The sequence below is a fragment of the Pseudomonas machongensis genome (assembly GCF_034961125.1).
Lineage (GTDB): Bacteria > Pseudomonadota > Gammaproteobacteria > Pseudomonadales > Pseudomonadaceae > Aquipseudomonas > Aquipseudomonas machongensis.
In genome coordinates this window covers 15,631-40,966 of sequence record NZ_JAYFUI010000072.1, presented here as the reverse complement: position 1 = coordinate 40,966, position 25,336 = coordinate 15,631, and the positions used below count along the sequence as shown (strand labels likewise).

Here is a 25,336-nt window from a genome sequence, read left to right as displayed (position 1 = left end):
CCTCAGTCGTGCGGGTAGGCCAGGCGCATCAGCTCGATATCTTTCGCACTGAGCTCTGTGTTCTGGCCTACCTCGGAATTATCCAAGGTCATCCAGGCCGGGACCGGGTAATGCATTATGGATAGCGGATCGTACTGGGTTTTGATCAGTTCGTTGTCGGGCCGTTTGTCCAAGTATTGCTCCCTGACGTCTTGCTCTGACCAGCCCGCCGCACGCTTGTGAGCTTCGATTAGCAACGGCTCGTTCCAGGGGATGCTGGCATCGGGATGCAGATGTTCATGTTCGAACCCCAGCGCATGGCCGAACTCGTGTAACACGGTGGATTCGAATGTTTCATCCCCCGGTATGAGATTCAGCGACATGGTGTCGTCTTCATAAGCCAGTGCATCGGTGCCGATATCTGATTCGTTGTGCGGTAAATGTTTACCCGTGAGGATCCTGATCTGGGCATGTTTGTCATCATCCTCTGACAGATCAAGCGTCAGGTTTGCATCGGAAAGATCCACCCACTGGCAAGCCAGTTCGAAGATCGACATTTTGAGCTTTCTGTCCGGAGTACCGAGAAACGAAACCCACAAAGTACGACCGGGTGTCCATAGTCGGCCGGTCTGAATCAGTCCGCGCTTGTTTCGACCGCCGTTGCTCTGGCCCCTGTTGCGGGGGTTCTCGGTAACGGCCAGATCATGGGAGAGCTGCTGATCGGTACGGTGACGATAGCGGGGAGGAAAGGGGGTATGCATCGGAGAGTTCCTGGTGTGGTTGGAACTCAGGATGATCTGCGACGGATCAAGCTACGCAGCGTTACATAATTCTGTGCGGTGACACGGGTTCGGGTATCCGCGCCCGGGTGCTGATGCTCATGCCAAGGGCATGACCGAACTCGAGATTTGCATGCTCCTGTCATTGACAGGCGACGTTCAGGGTATCGCTTAGCTCCTTGGTCGGGAGCGAACAATGTGCCGGTGCAGGGGGAGGGGGTAGATAGTTGCCTCGGGGCTGACATCGACGCCAGCCCCGAGGCGAGGGGCATTTCAGCGCCCTGCGAGAAACCCGCGAATCCTTTCGGCCGCCTCGATACACTCGGCCAGCGGCGCAACCAGCGCCATGCGCACGCGTCCTGCTCCGGGATTGACGCCATCCACTTCACGCGACAGGTACGAGCCAGGCACCACGGTCACATGCTCGGCCTCGAACAGGTCGCGGGTAAAGTCGGCGTCGCTACCCGGCACCTTGGCCCACAGGTAGAAGCTGCCGTCCGGGCGCTGTACATCCATCACTGGCTGCAGGATCTCGAGCACGGCGTCATATTTGGCGCGGTACTGATCGCGGTTCGCCCGCACATGGGCTTCGTCCTGCCAGGCGGCCACGCTGGCCAGTTGCGTCTGCACCGGCATGGCGCAACCGTGGTAGGTGCGGTACAGCAGGAATGGCTTGATGATCTTGGCGTCGCCCGCGACGAAGCCCGAGCGCAGGCCCGGCAGGTTGGAGCGCTTGGACAGGCTGTGGAACACCACGCAGCGCGCAAAATCGCTGCGGCCGAGTTCGGCGCAGGCGCTCAGCAGGCCAGGCGGCGGGGCGTCTTCGTCGAAGTACAGCTCGCTGTAGCACTCGTCGGCGGCGATCACGAAATCGTGCTCGTCGGCCAGGGCGATCAGTTTTTTCAGGGTGTCCATCGGCACCAGCGCGCCAGTGGGGTTGCCTGGAGAGCACAGGAACAGGATCTGGCAACGCTTCCAGATCTCGGCAGGTACCGCGTCGAAGTCCGGATTGAAACCGTTGCTTTCCAGGCATGGCAGGTAGTGCGGGGTGGCGCCGGCCAGCAGCGCTGCGCCTTCGTAGATCTGATAGAACGGGTTGGGGCTGACGACCAGGCCGTCGTCGGCGCGGTTGACCACTGTTTGAGTGAAGGCGAACAGTGCTTCGCGAGTGCCGTTGACCGGCAGGATATGCTGGTCGGCATCGAGCCAGCCGGCGGGGACGCCGAAGCGGCGCTCGCACCACTGGGCGATGGCCTGGCGCAGAGCCGGCAGGCCGAGCGTGCTGGGGTAGACCGCCAATTTGTCGAGGTTGTCGGCCAGGGCCTTGGCGACGAACGCCGGGGATTCGTGCTTCGGCTCACCGATCGACAGGGCAATGGCGCGTTTGTCCGCGGCAGGCTTCACGCTGCCGAGCAGGGCGCGGAGCTTTTCGAAGGGGTAGGGCTGAAGCTGGGTCAAGGCATGGTTCATCGGCGCAAGGTCTCGTAATCGTCAGAAGGTCACGCGGGTGGGGCTGGTATCGCTGGACTGGCCGGCCTGCAACTGTTCGACGATGGCTTCCTGCAGGCGGCTGCACAGTTGCGGGTCGGAGAGCGGTTGGTTGTCGGCATCGGTGATGAAGAACACGTCTTCCACGCGCTCGCCGAGGGTGGCGATCTTGGCGTTCTGCAGCGACAGGTCGAACTCCAGGAAGATCCGTCCCAGGCGCGCCAGCAGGCCGGGCCGGTCGGGGGCCGTGATCTCGAGGATGGTCACCGGGCGCTGGGCGTCGTTGAGGATGGTCACCTGCGGCGCGAAGTTGAAGTGCTTGAGCTGGCGCGGCACGCGTCGCTGGATGATGGTCGGGTAATCCTCGGGATTGCGCAGTGCCTCGGTCAGCCCTTCGCGTATCTGCTTGACCCGCTGCGGGTTGTCACCGATCGAGCCGCCGTCGTTGTCGAGCACGATGTAGGTGTCGAGGGTGAACTGGCTGCTGGAGGTAATGATGCGGGCGTCATGGATGTTCAGGTTGAGCTGCGACATCGCCGCCACGGTCACGGCGAAGAAATCGTGCTGGTCGGGCGCGTAGATGAAGATCTGCGTGCCGCCTTCGAACTCGCGCTGGGTGGTTTCCTTGATCAGCACCAGCGGACCGCCATCGGCCGGCTGCTGAAGGATTGCATCGCTGTGCCAGGCCACGTCCGCTGCGGTGTGCTTGAGGAAATAGTCGTCGCCCAGCTGCGACCAGAGTTGCTCTACATCGTCCGGGTCGGTGCCTTCGCGCACGAGAATATCCAGCGCCGCGCTCTGGGTCTGGCGGATCTGTTCTTCACGGTCCAGCGGGTTTTCGAGGCCCCGGCGCAGCGCGCGCTTGGTTTCGGTGTAGAGCTGGCGCAGCAGGCTGGCGCGCCAGGAGTTCCACAGGCTGGGGTTGGTGGCGTTGATGTCGGCCACGGTCAGCACGTAGAGGTAGTCGAGGCGGGTTTCATCGCCGACGAACAGGGCGAAATCGTTGATCACCTGCGGGTCGGAGAGGTCCTTTCGCTGGGCCGTGGTGGACATCACCAGGTGGCTCTGCACCAGCCAGGCAATCAGGCGCGAGTCCCAGGCCGGCAACTGGTGGCGTTCGCAGAAGGCTTGCGCGTCCACCGCGCCGAGCTCGGAGTGATCGCCCTGGCGACCCTTGCCGATATCGTGATAGAGGCCGGCGAGGTAGATCAGCTCAGGCTTGGGCAGGCGTCCCATGAGCTTGCTGGCCAGCGGGAATTTCTCCGACACCGGGGTGTACTGCAGTTTGCGCAGGTGCTTGATGAGGTTGAGCGTGTGCGCATCGACCGTATAGATGTGGAACAGGTCGTGCTGCATCTGTCCGACGATCAGGCCGAATTCCGGCAGGTAGCGACCGAGGATGCCATAGCGGTTCATGCGCCGCAGGTTGCGGTGGATGCCGATCTCGCACTTGAACAGCTCGATGAACAGACTGGTATTGCGGATGTCGTTGCGGAACTTGTCGTCGATCAGGTGCCGATGTTCGCGCAGAAGGCGTACGGTATCGGCGCGTACGCCCTTGATCTCCGGATGCTGGGCCATCAGCACGAAGATCTCCAGCATGGCGAACGGGGTGCGCTTGAAGACGTTCGGATTGACCGCTTCTATATAGCCATCATGCAGGCGAAAGCGCGTGTTCAGCGGTTGGGTGCTGCCGTTGTCGTCAGCGAGGATCACTTCCTCGAAGTGCTGGATGATCAGGTCGCACAACTGGCTGATGCTCATCACCATCCGGTAGTACTGCTGCATGAACTGCTCGATGGCGCGCTTGGGGTTCTCGTCGCTGTAGCCGAGCAGCGCCGCGATGCTGCGCTGGTGATCGAACAGCAGGCGGTCTTCGGCACGTCCGGCAAGCATGTGCAAGGCGTAGCGCACGCGCCAGAGGAAGGCCTGCGAGGAGGCCAGCAGGTCGTTCTCGCTTTCCAGCAGAAAACCTTCACCGGCCAGTGCGTGCAGGTTGAGGGTGCCGTACTGGCGGCGGGCAACCCAGAGTACGGTCTGGATGTCGCGCAGGCCGCCTGGCGAACCTTTGACGTTGGGCTCCAGGTTGTACTCGGTGTCGTTGTACTTGTGGTGCCGTGCCTTGAGCTCGGCGCGCTTGGCCAGGAAGAACTCCTTGCTCGGCCACATGTGCGCAGTGCTGGTGACTTCCAGCATGCGCTCGCGCAGCGTTTCGGGGCCGGCGACGGTGCGGCTTTCCATCAGGTTGGTGATCACTGTCAGGTCGGCGCGCGCCTGCTCGGCGCATTCCTCGACCGTGCGCACGCTCTGACCGACCTCCAGGCCGATGTCCCACAGCAGTGTCAGGAAGCGCTCGATGGCGTCGCGATACTGCTCGTGTTCCGCCTGGTCGAGCAGGATCAGCAGGTCGATGTCCGACCAGGGGTGCAGCTCGCCGCGACCATAGCCGCCGACCGCGACCAGGGCAATGCCGTCCGGATTGCCCCAGTCGAACTGGTTCCAGGCCTGCTGCAGGATATTGTCGACGAACCAGGCGCGGTCTTCGATCAGGCTGCGGATCTCGACACCCTCGCGAAAGCGTCTGTCGAAGACGTCTGCTGCCTGGCGCAGAGCCTTCTTGAAGGCGGGGATGGGGCTTGCCTTGAGCGCCAGTTCCGCCTGGAACTGGCCACGGTCGAACAGCTCTGGATCCACCTGGGGCATCGAGTCGCCTTCCTGAGTTGAATTACGCCGAGGTACGGGGAATGGTGTCGTCTTTGCGCAGGGTGAAGATTTCATAACCCGTGGCGGTGACCACCAGCGTATGTTCCCACTGTGCCGAGAGCTTGCGATCCTTGGTGATGGCGGTCCAGCCATCGCCCAGCACCTTGGTGTCGGCCTTGCCCTGGTTGATCATGGGCTCGATGGTGAAGGTCATGCCTTCTTTCAGTTCCATCCCGGTGCCGGCCTTGCCGTAGTGCAGGATCTGGGGTTCTTCATGGAAGACCTTGCCGATGCCATGGCCGCAGAACTCGCGAACCACCGAGAAACCGTTCTTTTCGGCGTGTTTCTGGATCACTTCGCCAATGTCGCCCAGGCGGCAGCCAGGCTTGATGAGCTCGATGGCCTTGTACAGGCACTCTTGTGTGACTTTGGACAGGCGCTCGGCCCAGGGCGCGACGGTGCCGACATGGAACATGCGGCTGGTGTCGCCGTGGTAGCCATCCTTGATCACGGTCACGTCGATGTTGATGGTGTCGCCATCCTTGAGCGGCTTCTCGTTGGGAATGCCGTGGCAGACCACATGGTTGATCGAGGTGCAGATCGACTTGGGGAAGCCTTTGTAGTTGAGCGGTGCCGGGATCGCCTGCTGGACGTTGACGATGTAGTCGTGGCACAGGCGGTCGAGTTCCTCGGTGGTCACGCCAGGCTTGACGTGCTCTTCGATCATTTCGAGGACTTCGGCGGCCAGGCGGCCGGCGATGCGCATCTTCTCGATGTCTTCTGCGGTCTTGATGGTGACGGTCATTACAGGCTCTCTACGGCGCCGGGCGGCGCGCAACAAACGGGAAAGGCCGGATTCTAACAGAGCAGGGCGTCGTTCTGTGGGGAGAAAACCGCGGATCCGGTGGTCTATGGGAGGCATTCTGGCGCGATTGTCGAACCGCTGCAAAAGCCACTGACGGATGAAGCACCTTGCGGGTTCCGTTCGTCTTCTGTCTGTGGTATAAAATGCGCCGCTTTCGGGGAGGTCCCCGTCAGCTCAAACCCACACACGTGTCGACACGATGGCCTGGGTGCCCGGGATCTTAGGATCCATGGGTTGGTCATTGGGATACGTGGAGGCCCAACCCGACTTATCAAGGAACTATCATGTCCCAAGTCAACATGCGCGATATGCTGAAGGCCGGTGTGCACTTCGGCCACCAGACCCGTTACTGGAACCCGAAAATGGGCAAGTACATTTTCGGCGCGCGCAACAAGATCCACATCATCAACCTGGAAAAAACCCTGCCGATGTTCAACGACGCTCTGTCGTTCGTAGAGCGCCTGGCCCAGGGCAAGAACAAGATCCTGTTCGTCGGCACCAAGCGTTCCGCTGGCAAACTGGTCGCCGAGCAAGCTGCTCGTTGCGGTTCGCCATACGTTGATCACCGCTGGTTGGGCGGCATGCTGACCAACTACAAGACCATCCGTGCTTCGATCAAGCGTCTGCGCGACCTGGAAACCCAGGCCGAAGATGGCACCTTCGCCAAGCTGACCAAGAAAGAAGCCCTGATGCGCTCGCGCGACCTGGAAAAACTGGATCGCAGCCTGGGTGGTATCAAGGACATGGGCGGTCTGCCTGATGCACTGTTCGTCATCGACGTCGATCACGAGCGCATTGCAATCACCGAAGCCAACAAGCTGGGCATCCCGGTCATCGGCGTTGTCGATACCAACAGCAGCCCGGAAGGCGTTGACTTCGTGATCCCAGGCAACGACGACGCAATCCGCGCCATCGAGCTGTACATGACTTCGATGGCTGACGCCGTCATCCGCGGTCGCAACAACGTTGCCGGCGGTACCGAAGTCTACGCTGAAGAAGCGGCGGCACCAGCTGCTGAGTAATTGACGCCTGGCGTCTACTTGGCACGCGAAAAGGGGGCTTGGCCCCCTTTTTGCCACCTGAAATCCTCTTGTCAGCAAGCACGCCGCATCATGTGTGACGCTGGTGTGAAGACAGTGGATTTCCAGAATTGAACGCCCGTGATGAACGGGTGGAATGGTTGAAAAACTTTCCAAGAGGATTTTGAAATGGCAGCAATTACTGCAGCGCTGGTCAAAGAACTGCGCGAGCGTACCGGCGAAGGCATGATGGATTGCAAAAAGGCCCTGGAAAAGGCCGGCGGCGACATCGAGAAAGCCATTGACGACATGCGTGCCTCGGGCGCCATCAAGGCCGCCAAGAAGGCTGGCAACGTTGCCGCTGAAGGCGCTATCGCCGTCAAGACCGACGGTAAGGTCGCCGTTCTGCTGGAAGTGAACTCGCAGACCGACTTCCTGGCCCTGCAAGACGACTTCAAGAACTTCGTCGCCGAAAGCCTGGAAGAAGCCTTCGCCCAGAAGCTGACCGACGCAGCTCCGCTGATCGCTTCGCGTGAAGCTGCTCGTGAAGCCCTGGTCGCCAAGTGCGGCGAGAACGTCAACATCCGTCGTCTGGCTCGCGTCGAAGGCGACGTGGTCGGTGCCTACCTGCACGGCAACAAGATCGGCGCTGCCGTCGTTCTGAAGGGCGGTGACGTAGAGCTGGCCAAGAACATCGCCATGCACGTTGCAGCTTCGAACCCTGAGTTCCTGGATTCGTCGGAAATCTCCGCCGAGGCCATCGAGCGCGAAAAGGGTGTCTTCCTGCAGCTGAACGCCGACAAGATCGCTGGCAAGCCGGAAAACATCGTCGAGAACATGATCAACGGCCGTATCACCAAGTTCAAGGCAGAAGCCTCGCTGAAAGAGCAGGCCTTCGTCATGAACCCGGAAGTCAAGGTCGGCGATCTGGCCAAGAAGGCCGGTGCTGAAATCGTTTCCTTCACCTACTTCAAAGTCGGCGAAGGCATCGAGAAACCTGTTGACGACTTCGCTGCCGAAGTTGCCGCCCAGGTCGCTGCCGCCAAGCAGTAAGACGGACTCGTCTGTCGCCCCAAAGAGGCTGCCCGCTCACGCGCGCAGCCTCTTTGTCAAAGCGCGCAAGGGTTTATCTGGCCCTGTGCGCTGGCACTGAAGCAGTGCCACGCTACAGTTAGCAGGCTGCACACAGCCCGCACGGAATTTTCTAAAAGTACGCCGCAGGAGAGACTCGCAATGGCTCAGCAGGTGAGTGGTCGCCAACCTCGCTATAAACGCATTTTGCTCAAACTTAGCGGCGAGGCCCTGATGGGCTCGGAAGACTTCGGGATCGACCCGAAAGTGCTGGACCGCATGGCCCTGGAAGTCGGCCAGCTGGTCGGTATCGGTGTCCAGGTCGGCCTGGTGATCGGTGGTGGTAACCTGTTCCGCGGCGCCGCGCTCAGTGCAGCCGGCATGGACCGCGTCACGGGCGACCACATGGGTATGCTGGCCACCGTGATGAACGCACTGGCCATGCGCGATGCGCTGGAGCGCTCGAACATCCCGGCACTGGTCATGTCCGCCATCTCCATGGTTGGCGTCACCGATCATTACGATCGTCGCAAAGCTATTCGCCACCTCAACTCCGGGGATGTGGTAATTTTCTCCGCCGGTACCGGCAATCCGTTCTTCACCACCGACTCCGCAGCCTGCCTGCGTGCCATCGAAATCGATGCCGACGTGGTGCTGAAGGCGACCAAGGTCGATGGTGTGTACACTGCCGACCCATTCAAGGATCCGCATGCCGAGAAGTTCGACCACCTCACCTACGACGAGGTGCTGGATCGCAAGCTCGGTGTCATGGACCTGACCGCAATCTGCCTGTGCCGCGACCACAAGATGCCATTGCGGGTATTCAACATGAACAAGCCAGGCGCCCTGCTGAACATCGTGGTGGGTGGCGCTGAAGGTACTTTGATCGAGGAAGGCGAAGCATGATCAACGACATCAAGAAAGACGCGCAGGAGCGCATGGGCAAGTCCCTCGAGGCGTTGGCCCGCAACCTGGCAGCGATCCGCACCGGTCGCGCCCACCCAAGCATCCTGGACGGCGTCAAGGTCCCGGCCTGGGGTAGCGAGATGCCGCTGAACCAGGTGGCCGCGATCACCGTCGAGGACGCCCGTACCCTGAAGATCGTCGCCCACGACAAGAACCTCAGCGCCGCGATCGAGAAGGCCATCCTGACCTCCGACCTGGGCCTGAACCCATCGAGCGCCGGTACCACCATTCGCGTGCCGATGCCGGCCCTGACCGAGGAAACCCGCAAGGGCTACACCAAGCAGGCCAGCGGCGTTGCCGAGGACGCCAAGGTTGCCGTGCGCAACGTGCGTCGCGATGCATTGGCTGATCTGAAGAAGCTGACCAAGGACAAGGAAATCAGCGAAGACGAAGAACGTCGTGCAGCTGACGAGATCCAGAAGCTGACCGACAAGTTCGTGGCGGAAGTCGATGCTGCGTTCAAAGCCAAGGAAAAGGACCTGATGGCCGTCTGAGGCCAGGACTTTTTCATGGAAAAGACCAAGCAGGCGGCACCCTCGTCGGTGCCGCGTCACGTCGCTATCATCATGGACGGCAACAACCGCTGGGCGAAAAAGCGCCTGCTGCCTGGCGTTGCCGGGCACAAGGCCGGCGTCGATGCGGTGCGTGCGGTGATCGAGGTCTGCGCCGAGGCCAAGGTCGAAGTGCTCACGCTCTTCGCCTTCTCCAGCGAGAACTGGCAGCGTCCGGCCGATGAGGTGGGTGCGTTGATGGAGCTGTTCTTCTCGGCCTTGCGCCGCGAGGCCAAGCGCCTGAACGACAACAACATCTGCCTGCGCATCATCGGTGACCGTTCGCGCTTCCATCCGGAGCTGCAGGCGGCGATGCGAGAGGCCGAGGCGCTGACTGCCGGCAACGATCGCTTCATCCTGCAGATCGCTGCCAACTATGGCGGTCAGTGGGATATCGCCCAGGCCGCCCAGCGCCTGGCGCGCGAAGTCCAGGCTGGCCATCTGCGCCCGGACGACATCACGCCCGGTCTGCTGCAGACCTGCCTTGCCACGGGTGACCTGCCGTTGCCCGACCTGTGCATCCGCACCGGTGGCGAACACCGCATCAGCAACTTCCTGTTGTGGCAGTTGGCCTACGCCGAGTTGTATTTCTCCGACCTGTACTGGCCGGACTTCAAACACGAGGCCATGCGTAATGCACTGGCCGATTTCGCTTCGCGCCAGCGCCGCTTCGGTAAGACCAGCGAGCAGGTCGAGGCTGGAGCTCGTGCTTAATGCTTAAACAACGCATCATTACTGCGCTGATCCTGTTGCCGATCGCGCTGGGCGGTTTCTTCCTGCTCAACGGAGCGGATTTCGCCCTGTTCATCGGTTTCGTGGTGACCCTTGGTGCCTGGGAGTGGGCGCGTCTGGCCGGGTTGATGGCCCAGCCATTGCGCATCGCCTATGCCGCCGTGGTCGCTGGAGCGCTGATGGTGCTCTACCTCATGCCGGACCTTGCACCCTGGGTGCTGGGGGCGTCGGTGATCTGGTGGGGATTGGCCACCTGGCTGGTGCTCACCTACCCACGCAGCGCTGAGTTGTGGAGCAGTGCCGCTTGCCGTCTGCTGATCGGTCTGCTGGTGTTGTTGCCCGCCTGGCAAGGTTTGTTGCTGCTCAAGCACTGGCCGTTGGGCAATGGCTTGATCCTGGCGGTGATGGTACTGGTCTGGGCTGCCGACATCGGTGCATATTTCTCTGGCCGTGCCTTTGGCAAGCGCAAGCTGGCGCCGCACGTCAGCCCCGGCAAGAGCTGGGAGGGCGTGTATGGCGGCATGGCCGTGAGCCTGTTGATCACCTTGGTGGTCGGGCTCGTGCGCGACTGGGGGCTGGGGCAGTTGCTGCTTGGCCTGGTCGGCGCGGTGATCGTGGTCATGTCCTCGGTGGTTGGCGACCTGACCGAAAGCATGTTCAAGCGTCGTGAAGGCATCAAGGACAGCAGTAACCTGCTGCCCGGCCACGGCGGCGTGCTTGATCGCATCGACAGCCTGACCGCGGCGATCCCGATGTTCGCCGTGCTGCTCTGGGCGGCCGAATGGGGTGTGATGTGAGCCATCCGCAGCGGATTACCGTGCTCGGTGCGACCGGGTCGATCGGCCTGAGCACGCTGGATGTGATCGCCCGCCACTCCGAGCGCTACCAGGTGTTTGCCCTGAGCGGCTATTCGCGTCTGGATGAATTGCTGGCCCTGTGCCTGCGTCATCGGCCGGCGTATGCGGTGGTGCCGGATGCCGATTCGGTCGCCCGCCTGCGTGAAGGGCTGGCGGCGGCGGGCAGCACCACCGAGGTGCTGGAAGGCGAAGCAGGGCTTTGCCAGGTTGCGTCTGCCAGCGAAGTGGACACCGTGATGGCTGCCATCGTCGGCGCTGCCGGTCTGCGTCCGACCTTGGCGGCGGTGCAGGCCGGCAAGAAGGTGCTGCTGGCCAACAAGGAGGCGCTGGTGATGTCCGGCGCGCTGTTCATGGAGGCAGTGCGCACCAGTGGTGCAGTGCTGCTGCCGATCGACAGCGAGCACAATGCCATCTTCCAGTGCTTGCCCGGCGACTATGCTCGCGGCCTGGCGCAAGTGGGGGTGCGTCGTATCCTGCTGACGGCGTCTGGCGGGCCCTTCCGTGAAACCTCGGCGAAGGCGCTGATGGATGTCACGCCGGAGCAGGCCTGCGCTCATCCGAACTGGTCGATGGGGCGCAAGATTTCGGTCGACTCGGCAAGCATGATGAACAAAGGGCTCGAGCTGATCGAGGCCTGCTGGCTGTTTGATGCTGCGCCAGCCAAGGTCGAGGTGGTGGTGCATCCACAAAGCGTGATCCATTCGCTGGTCGACTATGTGGATGGTTCGGTGTTGGCGCAGTTGGGCAACCCGGACATGCGCACGCCGATCGCCAATGCCCTGGCATGGCCTGAGCGGATCGATTCCGGGGTTGCGCCGCTGGACCTGTTCGCGGTCGCCCGTCTGGATTTCCAGGCGCCCGACGAGCAGCGGTTCCCCTGCCTGCGCCTGGCGCGAGAAGCTGCGGAAGCGGGCAATAGCGCGCCGGCGGTGCTCAATGCCGCCAACGAGGTGGCGGTCGAGGCATTTCTCCAGCGGCGTATCCGCTTCCCGGAAATCGCGGGTATGATCGAACAGGTGCTCGAGCAGGAGCCGGTAGTGCCGTTGCCTTCGCTGGATTCGGTGTTCGCCGCCGACCAGCGAGCCCGGGGGCTGTCCCGGGAGTGGTTGAGGCGCCACGGCCGCTGATTTCCCATCGGCCCCAGGCCTGGCTGAACGTCATTCGGAGATGGATATGACTGCGCTCTACATGATTATCGGCACCCTGGTGGCTCTGGGTGTATTGGTCACGTTTCACGAATTTGGCCACTTCTGGGTGGCACGCAAGTGCGGGGTGAAAGTCCTGCGCTTCTCTGTGGGGTTCGGCACGCCGCTGGTGCGCTGGCACGATCGCCATGGCACCGAGTTCGTCGTCGCGGCGATTCCGCTGGGCGGCTACGTCAAGATGCTCGACGAGCGCGAAGGCGATGTACCGCCGGCGCTTGTCGATCAATCCTTCAATCGCAAATCGGTTGGGCAGCGTATCGCTATCGTTGCCGCAGGCCCCATTGCCAATTTCCTCCTCGCCATCCTGTTCTTCTGGGTGGTCGCCATGCTTGGCAGTCAGCAGGTGCGTCCGGTCATCGGTGCGGTCGAGTCTGGCAGCCTGGCGGCATCTGCTGGCCTTGTGGCAGGCCAGGAAATTGTTTCTATCGATGGCAAACCGACCAGTGGCTGGTCTGCGGTCAATCTGCAGCTGGTGCGCCGCCTCGGCGAGAGCGGCAGCCTGCGTGTAGGTGTGCGCGATGATGGCGGCACGCTGGAGCGCCAGCATGAGATCCGCCTGAACCAATGGCTCAAGGGCGCCGATGAGCCCGACCCGATCCAGTCCCTGGGGCTGCGTCCCTGGCGGCCGGCGGTGAGCCCGGTGCTCGCCGAAATCGACCCCAAGGGACCGGCCGCTGCAGCCGGGCTGAAGAGCGGCGATAAACTCCTGGCGCTCGATGGCGTTGCACTGGGCGACTGGCAGCAGGTGGTAGACGCTGTCAGGGCTCGCCCCGACGCGAAGGTGCAGTTGCGTATCGAGCGTGATGGCGCACAGCTGGAGCTGCCCGTGACGCTGGCCCGCAAAGGGGAAGGGCAGGCCTCCGGAGGCTATCTGGGCGCTGGGGTGAAAGGCGCCGAGTGGCCTGCGAACATGCTCCGAGAGGTCAGCTATGGGCCGCTGGAAGCGGTCGGTGAGGGGCTCTCGCGTACTTGGAACATGAGCGTCCTGACCCTTGAATCGCTGAAGAAAATGCTGTTCGGGGAGCTCTCGGTAAAAAACTTGAGCGGACCGATAACCATTGCTAAAGTGGCGGGCGCTTCAGCCCAGTCGGGCGTTGGGGATTTCCTGAATTTCCTGGCCTACCTGAGCATAAGCCTGGGGGTTCTGAACCTGCTGCCCATCCCGGTACTGGATGGGGGGCATTTGTTGTTCTACCTGATCGAGTGGGCGCGCGGTCGTCCGCTCTCTGATCGGGTGCAAGGTTGGGGGGTCCAGATCGGTATCAGTTTGGTCATTGGGGTGATGTTGCTCGCCCTGATCAACGATCTGGGTCGACTTTAACGCTTCGCTCTATTGCGAACCTGCCGCCGTGCTGCGGTGGCGGGTTGTTTATTGCCAGTTGGAATAAAAGGACTTCATGAAACGTCTGCTGCTAACTGCGGTCCTCTCCGCACTGATGATCGCTGAAGTTCACGCCGAGTCCTTCACCATCTCCGATATTCGTGTCAACGGCCTGCAGCGGGTTTCCGCCGGCAGCGTGTTCGGCGCGTTGCCGTTGAACGTAGGCGACCAGGTCGATGACCGCCGCCTGGTGGAGTCGACTCGCTCGCTGTTCAAGACCGGTTTCTTCCAGGACATCCAGCTGGATCGCGACGGCAATGTCCTGATCATCAACGTGGTCGAGCGCCCATCGGTGTCGAGCATCGAGATCGAGGGCAACAAGGCGATCAGTACCGAAGACCTGATGAAAGGCCTGAAGCAGTCCGGCCTGGCCGAGGGCGAGATCTTCCAGCGTGCCACGCTCGAGGGCGTGCGTAACGAACTGCAGCGCCAGTACGTGGCCCAGGGCCGCTATTCGGCCGAGGTCGATGCCGAGGTCGTGCCGCAGCCACGCAACCGTGTCGGCCTGAAGATCAAGATCAACGAAGGTACCGTCGCGGCGATCCAGCACATCAACGTGGTGGGCAACACCGTGTTCAGCGATGAAGACCTCTCCCAGCTCTTCGAACTGAAAACCACCAACTGGCTGTCGTTCTTCAAGAACGACGACAAGTACGCCCGTGAAAAGCTCTCCGGTGACCTGGAGCGCCTGCGTTCCTACTACCTGGACCGTGGCTACATCAACATGGACATCGCGTCCACCCAGGTATCGATCACCCCGGACAAGAAGCACGTCTACATCACCGTCAACGTCAACGAAGGCGAGAAGTACACCGTCCGTGACGTGAAGCTTTCCGGTGACCTGAAAGTGCCGGAAGACCAGGTCAAGTCGCTGCTGCTGGTACAACCTGGCCAGGTCTTCTCGCGCAAGGTGATGACTACCACCTCCGACCTGATCACCCGTCGACTGGGTAACGAAGGCTACACCTTCGCCAACGTCAACGGCGTGCCGCAACCGAACGACCAGGATCACACCGTCGACATCATGTTCGTCGTCGATCCGGGCAAGCGTGCCTACGTCAACCGCATCAACTATCGCGGCAACACCAAGACCGAAGACGAGGTGCTGCGTCGCGAGATGCGTCAGATGGAAGGTGGGTGGGCATCCACTTATCTCATCGACCAGTCCAAGACCCGCCTCGAGCGCCTGGGCTTCTTCAAGGAAGTCAACGTCGAGACGCCGCCGGTGCCAGGCACCGACGACCAGGTCGACGTCAACTATGCGGTCGAGGAGCAGGCTTCCGGTTCGATCACCGCCAGCGTCGGCTTCGCCCAGAGCGCGGGCCTGATCCTGGGTGGTTCGATCAGCCAGAGCAATTTCCTGGGTACCGGTAACAAGGTGTCCATCGGCCTGACCCGAAGCGAATACCAGACCCGATACAACTTCGGCTTCGTTGACCCCTACTTCACTGCCGACGGCGTGAGCCTGGGCTACAACGCCTTCTACCGCAGCACCGACTACGACGACCTCGACGTCGACGTGGCGAGCTATGCGGTAGACAGCCTCGGTGCCGGCGTCAGCCTGGGCTACCCGATCAGCGAGACCTCGCGCCTGACCTACGGCCTGACGGTACAGCAGGACAAGATCAAGACCGGTCGCTACACCGTCGACGAGATCTTCAAGTTCCTCGACCAGGAAGGCGACAACTTCCTGAACTTCAAGGCGTCGATCGGCTGGTCCGAATCGACCCTTAACAAAGGCGTGCTGGCGACCCGTGGTCACTCGCAAAGCCTGACCCTGGAAACCACCGTACCGGGCAGTGACCTGTCGTTCTACAAGCTCGACTACCGCGGCCAGCTGTTCAAGCCACTGAGCAACGACTACACCCTTCGCCTGCACACTGAGCTGGGCTATGGTGATGGTTTCGGCGGCACCTCGGGCCTGCCGTTCTACGAGAACTATTATGCGGGTGGCTTCAACTCTGTCCGCGGCTTCAAGGACAGCAGCCTGGGCCCACGCAGTACCCCGAGCCAGGGTACCAATCCGGGTACCATTCGTGACCCGGACCAGGACCCGCTGCCGTTCGGTGGTAACGTTCTCGTACAGGGCGGTGTCGAGCTGTTGTTCCCGCTGCCGTTCGTCAAGGACCAGCGTTCGCTGCGTACCTCGGTCTTCTGGGATGTGGGTAACGTGTTCGACACCAACTGCGGTTCCAAGCCTGACTGCGCGAAGGTCGGTTTCTCCGACATGGCCAGCTCCGTCGGCCTGGGCGTGACCTGGATTACCGCGCTGGGCCCGTTGAGCTTCAGCCTGGCGATGCCGATCAAGAAGCCGGACGACGCCGACACCCAGGTGTTCCAATTCTCTCTGGGCCAGACTTTCTAAGCTTGGCCCTTGCTTAACGACAACGGTTTATCCAGGAGTGCATCGTGCGTAAGTTGACTCAACTGGCCGTAGTGGCCGCGGCGCTGGTCGCCACCCCGGCTTTCGCCGAAATGAAGATTGCCGTTCTGAACTACCAGATGGCGCTGCTCGAATCCGACGCCGCCAAGAAGTACGCTGTCGATGCCGAGAAGAAGTTCGGTCCTCAACTGAACCAGCTGAAAACTCTCGAAAGCAGCGCCAAGGGCATCCAGGATCGACTGATCAAGGGTGGCGACAAGATGCAGCAGCAGGAGCGTGAGCGCCTGGAGCTCGAGTTCAAGCAAAAAGCCCGTGACTTCCAGTTCCAGTCCAAGGAACTGAACGAAGCCAAGGCCGTTGCTGACCGCGATATGCTCAAGCAGCTCAAGCCTAAGCTCGACGGTGCCGTCGAGGAAGTCATCAAGAAAGGTGGTTTCGACCTGGTGCTCGAGCGTGGTGCGGTAATCGATGTCAAGCCTCAGTATGACATCACCCGCCAGGTCATCGAGCGCATGAACCAAGCGCGTTGATATGACCGTAACCATGACGCTCGGTCAGTTGGCCGAGACCCTCGGGGCCACGCTCAGTGGCCCCGAGTCGCTTGAAATCACCGGACTGGCCACCTTGCAGGAAGCCGGTCCGGGGCAGCTGAGCTTTCTCGCCAATCGTCAATACCGCAAATTCCTGGATGACAGCCAGGCGGCAGCGGTACTGATCAAGGCCGAGGATGCCGAAGGCTTCACCGGCAATGCGCTGATCGTCCCTGATCCCTACCTGGCCTACGCCCGTATTTCTCACCTGTTCGATCCAAAGCCCAAGGCTGTGGCGGGAGTTCATCCCAGCGCCGTGGTAGCGGACGATGCGCAGGTGGATGCCAGCGCCAGCATCGGGCCGTTCGCGGTCATCGAAAGCGGTGCGCGCATCGGTGCGAACGTGACCGTTGGCGCGCATTGCTTTGTCGGTGCCCGCTGCATCATCGGCGAAGGTGGCTGGCTTGCCCCTCGTGTGACGCTGTACCACGATGTCACGATCGGCAAGCGTGTCGTCATTCAGTCGGGTGCGGTGATCGGTGGTGAAGGCTTCGGTTTCGCCAACGAGAAAGGTGTGTGGCAGAAGATTGCCCAGATCGGCGGCGTGACGCTCGGTGACGATGTGGAAATCGGTGTCAACACGGCTGTGGACCGAGGCGCGCTCTCGGACACGCGAATCGGCAATGGCGTCAAGCTCGACAACCAGATTCAGATCGCCCACAACGTGCAGATCGGCGACCATACCGCGATGGCGGCTTGCGTCGGGATTTCCGGCAGCACGCGCATCGGCAAGCACTGCATGATCGCGGGTGGCGTCGGCATGGTCGGTCATATTGATGTTTGCGACAACGTCTTCGTCTCCGGCATGACCATGGTCACCCGCTCGATCACCGAGCCGGGCGGCTATTCTTCCGGTACTGCCATGCAGCCGTTGGCCGATTGGCGCAAGAGCGCAGCACGTATACGTCAGCTCGACGAGATGTCCAAGCGTCTGCAGCAACTGGAAAAACGCGTCGAGACCGTGACCTCAGGTGGCCAGCCGGCATCAGAAGGCTGATACCATTTCCTGAGCAAGAGTGAACAGTCGCTAGCTGGCTCCTCTTTGGACTGCAAAAGGAGCGTGTGGTCAGCACCTGCGCTCCCTATTCTTATTACAGGCTTCCCCCCGAAATGATGGACATCAACGAGATTCGCGAATACCTGCCTCACCGTTACCCGTTCCTGCTGGTGGACCGGGTCACGGAGCTGGACTTCGAGGCCCAGAGCATTCGTGCCTACAAGAATGTCAGCATCAACGAGCCGTTCTTCAACGGCCATTTCCCGGCGCACCCTATCATGCCGGGCGTGCTGATCATCGAGGCGATGGCCCAGGCGGCCGGGATTCTCGGCTTCAAGATGCTCGATGCGAAGCCTGCCGATGGCACTCTTTACTACTTCGTCGGCTCCGACAAGCTGCGTTTCCGCCAGCCAGTGCTGCCGGGTGACCAGCTCGTGCTGGAGGCCAAGTTCCTCAGCCGCAAGAGCATGATCTGGAAGTTCGAGTGCCGTGCTCTGGTCGACGGCAAGGCCGTCTGCTCGGCCGAGATCACCTGCGCGGAACGCTCCCTATGAGTTCGATTGATCCGCGGGCGATCATCGATCCGTCGGCCAGGCTGGCTGACGGCGTCGAGGTCGGCCCTTGGTCGATCGTAGGCCCCGATGTCGAAATCGGGGAGGGCACCGTCATCGGTCCGCATGTAGTGCTCAAGGGGCCTACCCGGATTGGCAGGCACAACCGCATTTATCAGTTCAGCTCCATCGGCGAAGACACACCTGACCTCAAGTACAAGGGTGAGCCGACGCGCCTGGTGATCGGCGATCACAACGTGATCCGCGAAGGCGTCACCATTCACCGCGGCACTGTGCAGGACCGTTCGGAAACCACGCTTGGCGATCACAACCTGATCATGGCCTATGCCCATATCGGTCATGACAGCGTGATCGGCAATCATTGCATCCTGGTCAACAATACTGCGCTGGCCGGTCATGTGCATGTGGGCGACTGGGCGATCCTGTCCGGCTATACCCTGGTGCACCAGTACTGCCATATCGGCGCTCACGCGTTCTCTGGCATGGGCACGGCGATCGGCAAAGATGTTCCGGCGTTCGTCACGGTGTTCGGCAGTCCGGCCGAGGCGCGCAGCATGAACTTTGAAGGTATGCGCCGTCGCGGTTTCAGCGATGAGGTCATTCATGGCTTGCGCCGTGCCTACAAGATCGTCTATCGCCAGGGGTTGACCGTGGAAGAGGCGATCAAGGAACTGGACGAACTGGCCGGGCAGCACCCGGAGGTCGAACTGTTCCGCCAGTCGATCCTCAATTCTGCCCGCGGCATCACCCGCTGACATGGCGTCGCTTTGCGTAGCGCTGGTCGCCGGTGAGGCCAGCGGCGATATCCTCGGTTCCGGCCTGATGCGCGCGCTCAAGGCGCGCCATCCCGATGTCCGCTTCATTGGCGTCGGCGGTCCGTTGATGGAAGCCGAGGGCATGCAGTCGTACTTCCCCATGGAGCGCCTGGCGGTGATGGGGCTGGTCGAGGTGCTTGGGCGCCTGCGTGAATTGCTCAAGCGGCGCAAGGACCTGATCCAGACACTGATCGCCGAGAAGCCCGACGTGTTCATCGGCATCGACGCCCCGGATTTCACCCTCAACATCGAATTGAAGTTGCGTCAGGCCGGGATCAAGACCGTGCATTACGTCAGCCCGTCGGTCTGGGCCTGGCGGCAGAAGCGGGTGCTGAAGATCCGCGAAGGCTGCGACCTGATGCTGACGCTGTTGCCCTTCGAAGCGAAATTCTACGAAGAAAAGGGTGTACCGGTCCGCTTCGTCGGCCACCCGTTGGCTGACACTATCCCGCTGGAGGCCGATCGTGCTGGGGCACGTGCTTCGCTGGGATTGGGCGACGGGCCGCTGGTAGCCTTGATGCCGGGCAGTCGCGGCGGCGAAGTGGGGCGCCTTGGCGAGTTGTTCCTCGATACTGCCAAGCGCTTGCAGGCGCTGGTACCCGGTGTGCGTTTCGTTTCACCCTGTGCCAGTCCGGCGCGTCGTGCTCAGCTCGAGCAGATGCTGCAGGGGCGCGAACTGCCGTTGACCCTGCTCGACGGTCAGTCGCACCAGGCACTGGCCGCCTGTGACGCGGTGCTGATCGCTTCAGGCACTGCAACCCTCGAAGCCTTGTTGTACAAGCGCCCGATGGTCGTCGCCTATCGTCTTGCGCCGCTGACCTTCTGGATTCTCAAGCGCATGGTCAAGAGCTCCTACGTGTCGCTGCCCAACCTGCTGGCCCGGCGTTTGTTGGTCCCCGAGTTGCTGCAGGACGCCGCAACGCCCGAAGCGCTGGCAACCACGCTGGCTCCCTTGGTGGCAGACGGTAGCGAGCAGACCGATAGCTTCGATCAGATTCACCGCACCCTGCGCCGCGACGCCTCGAACCAGGCTGCCGACGCGGTGCTGGCATTGTTGAAGGATCGATGACATGCAGATGGGACTTGATTTCAACCTGGTCGAAGACCTGGTCGCGGGTGTCGACGAAGTCGGGCGTGGCCCACTGTGCGGTGACGTGGTCACTGCAGCGGTGATCCTTGATCCGCAGCGGCCGATCCTGGGTCTGAACGACTCGAAGAAGCTTACCGAGGCGCGTCGCGAGCTGCTGTTCGACGAAATCTGCGAAAAGGCCCTGGCCTTCTGTGTCGCTCGTGCCACGGTCGTCGAGATCGACCAGCTGAATATCCTGCAGGCCACCATGCTGGCCATGCAGCGCGCGGTGGAAGGGTTGAGCGTTACGCCGAAACTGGCGTTGATCGATGGCAACCGCTGCCCGAAACTGTCGGTACCAGCAGCGCCGGTGGTCAAGGGCGACTCCCAGGTGCCTGCCATCGCTGCCGCGTCGATCCTGGCGAAGGTCACGCGTGACCGCGAGATGAGCGCCTTCGAGCTGATCTATCCGGGCTACGGCATCGGCGGGCACAAGGGCTACCCGACACCTTTGCACCTCGAAGCCCTGGCGCGACTGGGGCCTACGCCCATCCATCGGCGTTCGTTCGCACCAGTGAGGGCTGCGTGGGAGGTCCGTGAAGGGCTTTCCAGCACGCTGATCTGATCTGCCGGGGCCGCTATGCGGCCCCAAAACATTCTGGCTAATTACGCTACAATCCCGCCCTTGTCGTTCAGCATTGCCACAGGATCTTCAATGTCGGTCTCCTTCGTTCACCTTCGCGTGCACTCCGAGTTCTCCCTGGTCGACGGCCTGGTGCGGATCAAGCCGCTGGCCAAGGCCCTGGCTGGAATGAACATGCCGGCGGTGGCGATCACCGACCAGAGCAACATGTGCTCGCTGGTGAAGTTCTACAAGACCGCCATGGGCGCAGGGATCAAACCGATCTGCGGCGCCGACCTGTGGCTGGCCGGTGCCGATCCGGAGGCACCGCTGTCGCGCATCTGCTTCCTGGCGATGAATCCCCAAGGCTATCGCAACCTGACCGAGCTGATCTCCAAGGGCTGGACCGACGGCCAGCGCAACGGCCTGGTGATCATCCAGCGCGAATGGATCGCGCCCGCCAGCGAGGGCTTGATCGGCCTGTCCGCCGCGCGTGAGGGCGATATCGGCATGGCGCTGCTCTCCGGTCGTACCGATGAGGCCGAGGCCCTGTTGCGCGACTGGATGCAGATGCTGCCGGAGCGCTTCTATGTGGAAGTGCAGCGCACCAACCGGGCGGGCGACGAAGAATACCTGCATGCTGCCGTTGCCCTCGCCGACAAGGTCGGCGCGCCGCTGGTGGCGACCAACGATGTGCGCTTCATCAAACAGTCCGACTTCGATGCCCACGAGACCCGCGTCTGCATCGGCGAGGGCTGGACCCTGGACGACCCGCGGCGCCCACGCGCCTACAGCGACCAGCAGTACCTCAAGTCGCCCGAGGAGATGGCCGAGCTGTTCAGCGACCTGCCGGACGCCATCGCCAACACCGTCGAGATCGCCAAGCGCTGCAACATCACGGTGCAGTTGGGCAAGTACTTCCTCCCCGACTTTCCAACGCCCAACGGCATGGGCATCGACGACTACCTGCGCCACGTCTCCTACGAGGGCCTGGAAGAGCGTCTGGCCGTGCTCTGGCCGAAAGAGACCACCCCCAATTACGAAGAGAAGCGCCAGGTCTACCTGGATCGCCTGAAGTTCGAGCTGGATATCATCATCCAGATGGGCTTCCCCGGTTACTTCCTGATCGTTATGGACTTCATCAAGTGGGCCAAGAACAACGACGTGCCGGTGGGCCCTGGGCGGGGTTCGGGTGCTGGCTCCCTGGTGGCCTACGTACTGAAGATCACCGACCTCGACCCGCTGGCCTACGACCTGCTGTTCGAGCGCTTCCTCAACCCTGAACGTATTTCCATGCCCGACTTCGACGTCGACTTCTGCATGGATGGTCGCGACCGGGTGATCGACTACGTGGCCGAGGCCTACGGGCGCAATGCGGTGAGCCAGATCATCACCTTCGGCACCATGGCCGCGAAGGCGGTGGTGCGTGACGTGGCGCGTGTGCAGGGCAAGTCCTACGGCCTGGCCGATCGCCTGTCGAAGATGATCCCGTTCGAAGTGGGCATGACCCTGGAGAAGGCCTACGAGCAGGAAGAGATCCTGCGCGACTTCCTCAAGGGCGACGAAGACGCTCGCGAAATCTGGGACATGGCCCTCAAGCTCGAGGGGGTCACTCGCGGTACCGGCAAGCACGCCGGTGGCGTGGTGATCGCGCCGACCAAACTCACCGATTTCTCGCCGATCGCCTGTGACGAAGAGGGCGGCGGCCTGGTGACCCAGTTCGACAAGGACGACGTCGAGGCTGCCGGCCTGGTGAAGTTCGACTTCCTCGGCCTGCGGACACTGACGATCATCAAGTGGGCGATGGAGATCATCAACCGCGAGCAGAAGAAGAAAAACCTGCCCGACGTCAACATCGACTTCATCCCGCTGGACGACCGCAAGACCTACGAGCTGTTGCAGAAGGCCGAGACCACAGCGGTGTTCCAGCTTGAATCGCGCGGCATGAAAGAGCTGATCAAGAAGCTCAAGCCTGACTGCCTGGAAGACCTCATCGCACTGGTGGCCTTGTTCCGCCCCGGCCCGCTGCAGTCGGGCATGGTGGATGACTTCATCAACCGCAAGCACGGCCGCGCGGAGCTGGCCTACCCGCACTCCGATTACCAGTATGAAGGCCTCAAGCCGGTACTGGCCCCCACCTACGGCATCATCCTGTACCAGGAACAGGTGATGCAGATCGCGCAGGTGATGGCCGGCTACACGCTGGGTGGCGCCGACATGCTGCGCCGGGCGATGGGCAAGAAGAAGCCCGAGGAAATGGCCAAGCAACGCGGCGGTTTCATCGAAGGCTGCGTGGCTAACAACATCGATGCGGACCTGGCCGGTAACATCTTTGATCTGGTAGAGAAATTCGCAGGTTACGGCTTCAACAAGTCTCACTCCGCGGCCTATGGCCTGGTCTCGTACCAGACCGCTTGGCTCAAGACCCACTACCCGGCGCCGTTCATGGCTGCGGTGTTGTCGGCGGATATGCACAACACCGACAAGGTGGTGGTGCTGGTCGAGGAAGTGCGCAGCATGAAGTTGCGCCTCGACGCGCCGGACGTGAACTTCTCCGACTTCAAGTTCACCGTCAACAACGACGGTCGTATCGTCTACGGCCTGGGTGCGATCAAGGGTGTGGGTGAAGGCCCGGTGGAGGCGATCGTCGAGGCGCGCGCCGAAGGTGGACCGTTCAAGGACCTGTTCGACTTCTGCGAGCGCGTCGACCTCAAGCGCATCAACAAGCGTACCCTCGATGCGCTGATCCGCAGCGGTGCGCTGGATCGCCTGGGCCCGCACTTCCATGACGAGATCAAGGCCTATCAGGCCAACATCGACCGCAACCGCGCGGTGCTGCTGTCGGCGCTCGAGGAGGCCATCAAGTCGGCCGAGCAGACCGCCCGCACCGCTGACAGCGGGCATATCGACCTGTTCGGTGGGCTGTTCGTCGAGGAAGACTCCGATGTCTATGCCAACCACCGCAAGGTCCGCGAGCTCACGCTCAAGGAGCGGCTGAAAGGCGAAAAGGACACCCTCGGGTTGTATCTCACCGGTCATCCGATCGATGAGTACGAAACCGAGATCCGCCGTTTCGCTCGTCAGCGCATCGTCGACCTCAAGCCTTCGCGCGAGACCCAGACCATCGCGGGGATGATCATTGCCCTGCGGGTGATGAAGAACAAGAAGGGTGACAAGATGGGCTTCGTCACCCTCGACGACCGCTCCGGTCGCATCGAGGCTTCGTTATTCGCCGATGCCTTCATGGCGGCCCAGGCGCTGCTGCAGACCGACGCCATGGTGGTGGTCGAAGGCGAGGTCAGCAACGACGACTTCTCCGGCGGCCTGCGCCTGCGCGTCAAGCAGGTGATGACCATGGAGGATGCCCGCACCAAACTGGCCGAAAGCCTGCGCCTGAAGATCGCCCACGAAGCGCTCAAGGGCGATCGCCTGGCCTGGCTGGGCGAGCTGATCACCCGTCATCGCGGCGGTTGCCCGATCACGCTCGAGTACACCGGCAGCGATGCCAAGGCCATGCTGCAGTTCGGCGACGAGTGGTCGATCGACCCCGCCGATGGCCTGATTCAGGCGCTGCGTGACCAGTTCGGACGTGAGAACGTCTTCCTGCAATACCGTTGAAACGACGAATTTTAATCTCGACCTGAATGCGCCAGATCCCGTAAGGTATGGCGCCAAACGGATCAACCGGCCGGCCGCCTGGCCGTAGACCCAAGACGGATGCCTATGAACCCGAATTTTCTCGATTTCGAACAGCCGATTGCCGACCTGCAAGCCAAGATCGAAGAGCTGCGCCTGGTCGGTAACGACAACTCGCTGAACATCAGCGATGAAATTGCCCGTCTGCAAGACAAGAGCAGCACCCTGACCGAAAGCATCTTCGGCAACCTGACCAGCTGGCAGATTGCCCGCCTGGCACGCCACCCGCGTCGTCCGTACACCCTGGACTACATCGACCACATCTTCACCGAGTTCGAAGAGCTGCACGGCGACCGTCACTTCTCCGACGACGCCGCGATCGTTGGCGGTACCGCGCGCCTGGACGGCAAGCCGGTGATGGTCATCGGTCACCAGAAGGGCCGCGAAGTGCGTGAGAAGGTCCGCCGTAACTTCGGCATGCCGCGTCCTGAAGGCTACCGCAAGGCCTGCCGCCTGATGGAGATGGCCGAGCGCTTCAAGATGCCGATCCTGACCTTCATCGACACCCCAGGTGCCTATCCGGGTATCGACGCCGAAGAGCGTAACCAGAGCGAGGCCATCGCCTGGAACCTGCGCGTCATGGCGCGCCTGAAAACCCCGATCATCGCCACCGTGATCGGTGAAGGTGGTTCGGGCGGCGCACTGGCTATCGGCGTGTGCGACCAGCTGAACATGCTGCAATACTCCACCTACTCGGTGATTTCGCCGGAAGGTTGCGCCTCGATCCTGTGGAAGACCTCCGACAAGGCGCCGGACGCTGCCGAAGCAATGGGCATCACCGCTGAGCGCTTGAAGAGCCTGAACATCGTCGACAAGGTGATCGGCGAGCCACTGGGCGGCGCTCACCGCGATCCGGCCAAGATGTCCGCCAGCATCCGTGCCGACCTGCTCGAGCAGCTCGACATGCTGGGCAAGCTCGACAACGATACCCTGCTCAAGCGTCGCTACGATCGCCTGATGAGCTACGGTCTCTGATTGGCAGGGGCGCCTGGCGCC

General features: G+C 61.8%; 21 protein-coding genes. 17 read left to right on the top strand and 4 right to left on the bottom strand.

Features of this window, described 5'->3' with window-relative positions; translation table 11 throughout:
- Positions 1–2 precede the first annotated feature (2 nt).
- The 4 genes from VA602_RS06410 to map all read right to left on the bottom strand — a co-directional run bounded on the left by VA602_RS06410 (position 3) and on the right by map (position 5,754).
- Entirely contained in the window at positions 3–740 is a 738-nt protein-coding gene (locus VA602_RS06410; RefSeq protein WP_323452802.1) for a M12 family metallopeptidase, read from the bottom strand.
- 291 nt (positions 741–1,031) lie between these two features.
- Entirely contained in the window at positions 1,032–2,228 is a 1,197-nt protein-coding gene (dapC, locus tag VA602_RS06405; protein WP_323452801.1) for a succinyldiaminopimelate transaminase, read from the bottom strand.
- A 21-nt stretch (positions 2,229–2,249) separates the two neighbouring features.
- Complete coding sequence (locus VA602_RS06400) at positions 2,250–4,949, bottom strand: [protein-PII] uridylyltransferase (protein WP_323452800.1); 2,700 nt, start codon at positions 4,947–4,949, stop codon at positions 2,250–2,252.
- 22 nt (positions 4,950–4,971) lie between these two features.
- Positions 4,972–5,754 carry a type I methionyl aminopeptidase gene (gene map / locus VA602_RS06395; RefSeq protein WP_054891082.1) on the bottom strand — a complete coding sequence of 261 codons (783 nt, stop codon included), beginning with the start codon at positions 5,752–5,754 and terminating at the stop codon, positions 4,972–4,974.
- A 344-nt stretch (positions 5,755–6,098) separates the two neighbouring features.
- Here map and rpsB point away from each other — a divergent pair, with 344 nt between their 5' ends.
- The 17 genes from rpsB to accA all read left to right on the top strand — a co-directional run bounded on the left by rpsB (position 6,099) and on the right by accA (position 25,315).
- Positions 6,099–6,836, top strand: coding sequence for a 30S ribosomal protein S2 (rpsB, locus tag VA602_RS06390; RefSeq protein WP_054891081.1), 738 nt, complete (start codon positions 6,099–6,101; stop codon positions 6,834–6,836).
- Between the two features lie 186 nt (positions 6,837–7,022).
- A complete protein-coding gene (tsf, locus tag VA602_RS06385; RefSeq protein WP_063545921.1) occupies positions 7,023–7,886 on the top strand; it encodes a translation elongation factor Ts in 864 nt (287 codons plus the stop codon).
- Positions 7,887–8,066: 180 nt separating this feature from the next.
- The gene (pyrH, locus tag VA602_RS06380; RefSeq protein WP_023381972.1) at positions 8,067–8,810 is read left to right on the top strand and encodes a UMP kinase; all 744 of its coding nucleotides are present in this window, start codon (positions 8,067–8,069) and stop codon (positions 8,808–8,810) included.
- Positions 8,807–9,364 carry a ribosome recycling factor gene (gene frr / locus VA602_RS06375; RefSeq protein WP_054891079.1) on the top strand — a complete coding sequence of 186 codons (558 nt, stop codon included), beginning with the start codon at positions 8,807–8,809 and terminating at the stop codon, positions 9,362–9,364. The genes pyrH and frr overlap by 4 nt, the downstream gene beginning before the upstream one ends.
- A gap of 15 nt (positions 9,365–9,379) precedes the next feature.
- Positions 9,380–10,135: a polyprenyl diphosphate synthase gene (gene uppS, locus VA602_RS06370; RefSeq protein ID WP_186667235.1), complete on the top strand. Its 756-nt coding sequence runs from the start codon at positions 9,380–9,382 to the stop codon at positions 10,133–10,135.
- Positions 10,135–10,950 (top strand): phosphatidate cytidylyltransferase, encoded by an 816-nt coding sequence (locus tag VA602_RS06365; RefSeq protein WP_054891077.1) that lies wholly within the window; start codon positions 10,135–10,137, stop codon positions 10,948–10,950. The genes uppS and VA602_RS06365 overlap by 1 nt, the downstream gene beginning before the upstream one ends.
- Complete coding sequence (ispC, locus tag VA602_RS06360; RefSeq protein WP_323452799.1) at positions 10,947–12,137, top strand: 1-deoxy-D-xylulose-5-phosphate reductoisomerase; 1,191 nt, start codon at positions 10,947–10,949, stop codon at positions 12,135–12,137. The genes VA602_RS06365 and ispC overlap by 4 nt, the downstream gene beginning before the upstream one ends.
- 46 nt (positions 12,138–12,183) lie before the next feature.
- On the top strand, positions 12,184–13,536 hold the full coding sequence (rseP, locus tag VA602_RS06355) for an RIP metalloprotease RseP (protein WP_323452798.1): 1,353 nt from the start codon (positions 12,184–12,186) through the stop codon (positions 13,534–13,536).
- 76 nt (positions 13,537–13,612) lie between these two features.
- The gene (gene bamA, locus VA602_RS06350; RefSeq protein WP_065862283.1) at positions 13,613–15,961 is read left to right on the top strand and encodes an outer membrane protein assembly factor BamA; all 2,349 of its coding nucleotides are present in this window, start codon (positions 13,613–13,615) and stop codon (positions 15,959–15,961) included.
- A gap of 44 nt (positions 15,962–16,005) precedes the next feature.
- Positions 16,006–16,509, top strand: coding sequence for an OmpH family outer membrane protein (locus VA602_RS06345; protein ID WP_054891073.1), 504 nt, complete (start codon positions 16,006–16,008; stop codon positions 16,507–16,509).
- Between the two features lies 1 nt (position 16,510).
- Entirely contained in the window at positions 16,511–17,566 is a 1,056-nt protein-coding gene (gene lpxD / locus VA602_RS06340; RefSeq protein ID WP_323452797.1) for a UDP-3-O-(3-hydroxymyristoyl)glucosamine N-acyltransferase, read from the top strand.
- Between the two features lie 113 nt (positions 17,567–17,679).
- The gene (gene fabZ / locus VA602_RS06335) at positions 17,680–18,120 is read left to right on the top strand and encodes a 3-hydroxyacyl-ACP dehydratase FabZ (protein WP_054891071.1); all 441 of its coding nucleotides are present in this window, start codon (positions 17,680–17,682) and stop codon (positions 18,118–18,120) included.
- The gene (lpxA, locus tag VA602_RS06330) at positions 18,117–18,893 is read left to right on the top strand and encodes an acyl-ACP--UDP-N-acetylglucosamine O-acyltransferase (protein WP_323452796.1); all 777 of its coding nucleotides are present in this window, start codon (positions 18,117–18,119) and stop codon (positions 18,891–18,893) included. Before fabZ ends, lpxA begins: the two co-directional genes overlap by 4 nt.
- 1 nt (position 18,894) lies before the next feature.
- The gene (gene lpxB, locus VA602_RS06325; RefSeq protein ID WP_323452795.1) at positions 18,895–20,022 is read left to right on the top strand and encodes a lipid-A-disaccharide synthase; all 1,128 of its coding nucleotides are present in this window, start codon (positions 18,895–18,897) and stop codon (positions 20,020–20,022) included.
- Position 20,023: 1 nt separating this feature from the next.
- On the top strand, positions 20,024–20,647 hold the full coding sequence (gene rnhB / locus VA602_RS06320; RefSeq protein WP_054891068.1) for a ribonuclease HII: 624 nt from the start codon (positions 20,024–20,026) through the stop codon (positions 20,645–20,647).
- A 90-nt stretch (positions 20,648–20,737) separates the two neighbouring features.
- Entirely contained in the window at positions 20,738–24,262 is a 3,525-nt protein-coding gene (dnaE, locus tag VA602_RS06315) for a DNA polymerase III subunit alpha (protein WP_153773124.1), read from the top strand.
- Between the two features lie 105 nt (positions 24,263–24,367).
- Positions 24,368–25,315, top strand: a complete 948-nt coding sequence (gene accA, locus VA602_RS06310; protein ID WP_054891066.1) for an acetyl-CoA carboxylase carboxyl transferase subunit alpha — start codon at positions 24,368–24,370, stop codon at positions 25,313–25,315.
- The last annotated feature ends 21 nt before the right edge of the window (positions 25,316–25,336 follow it).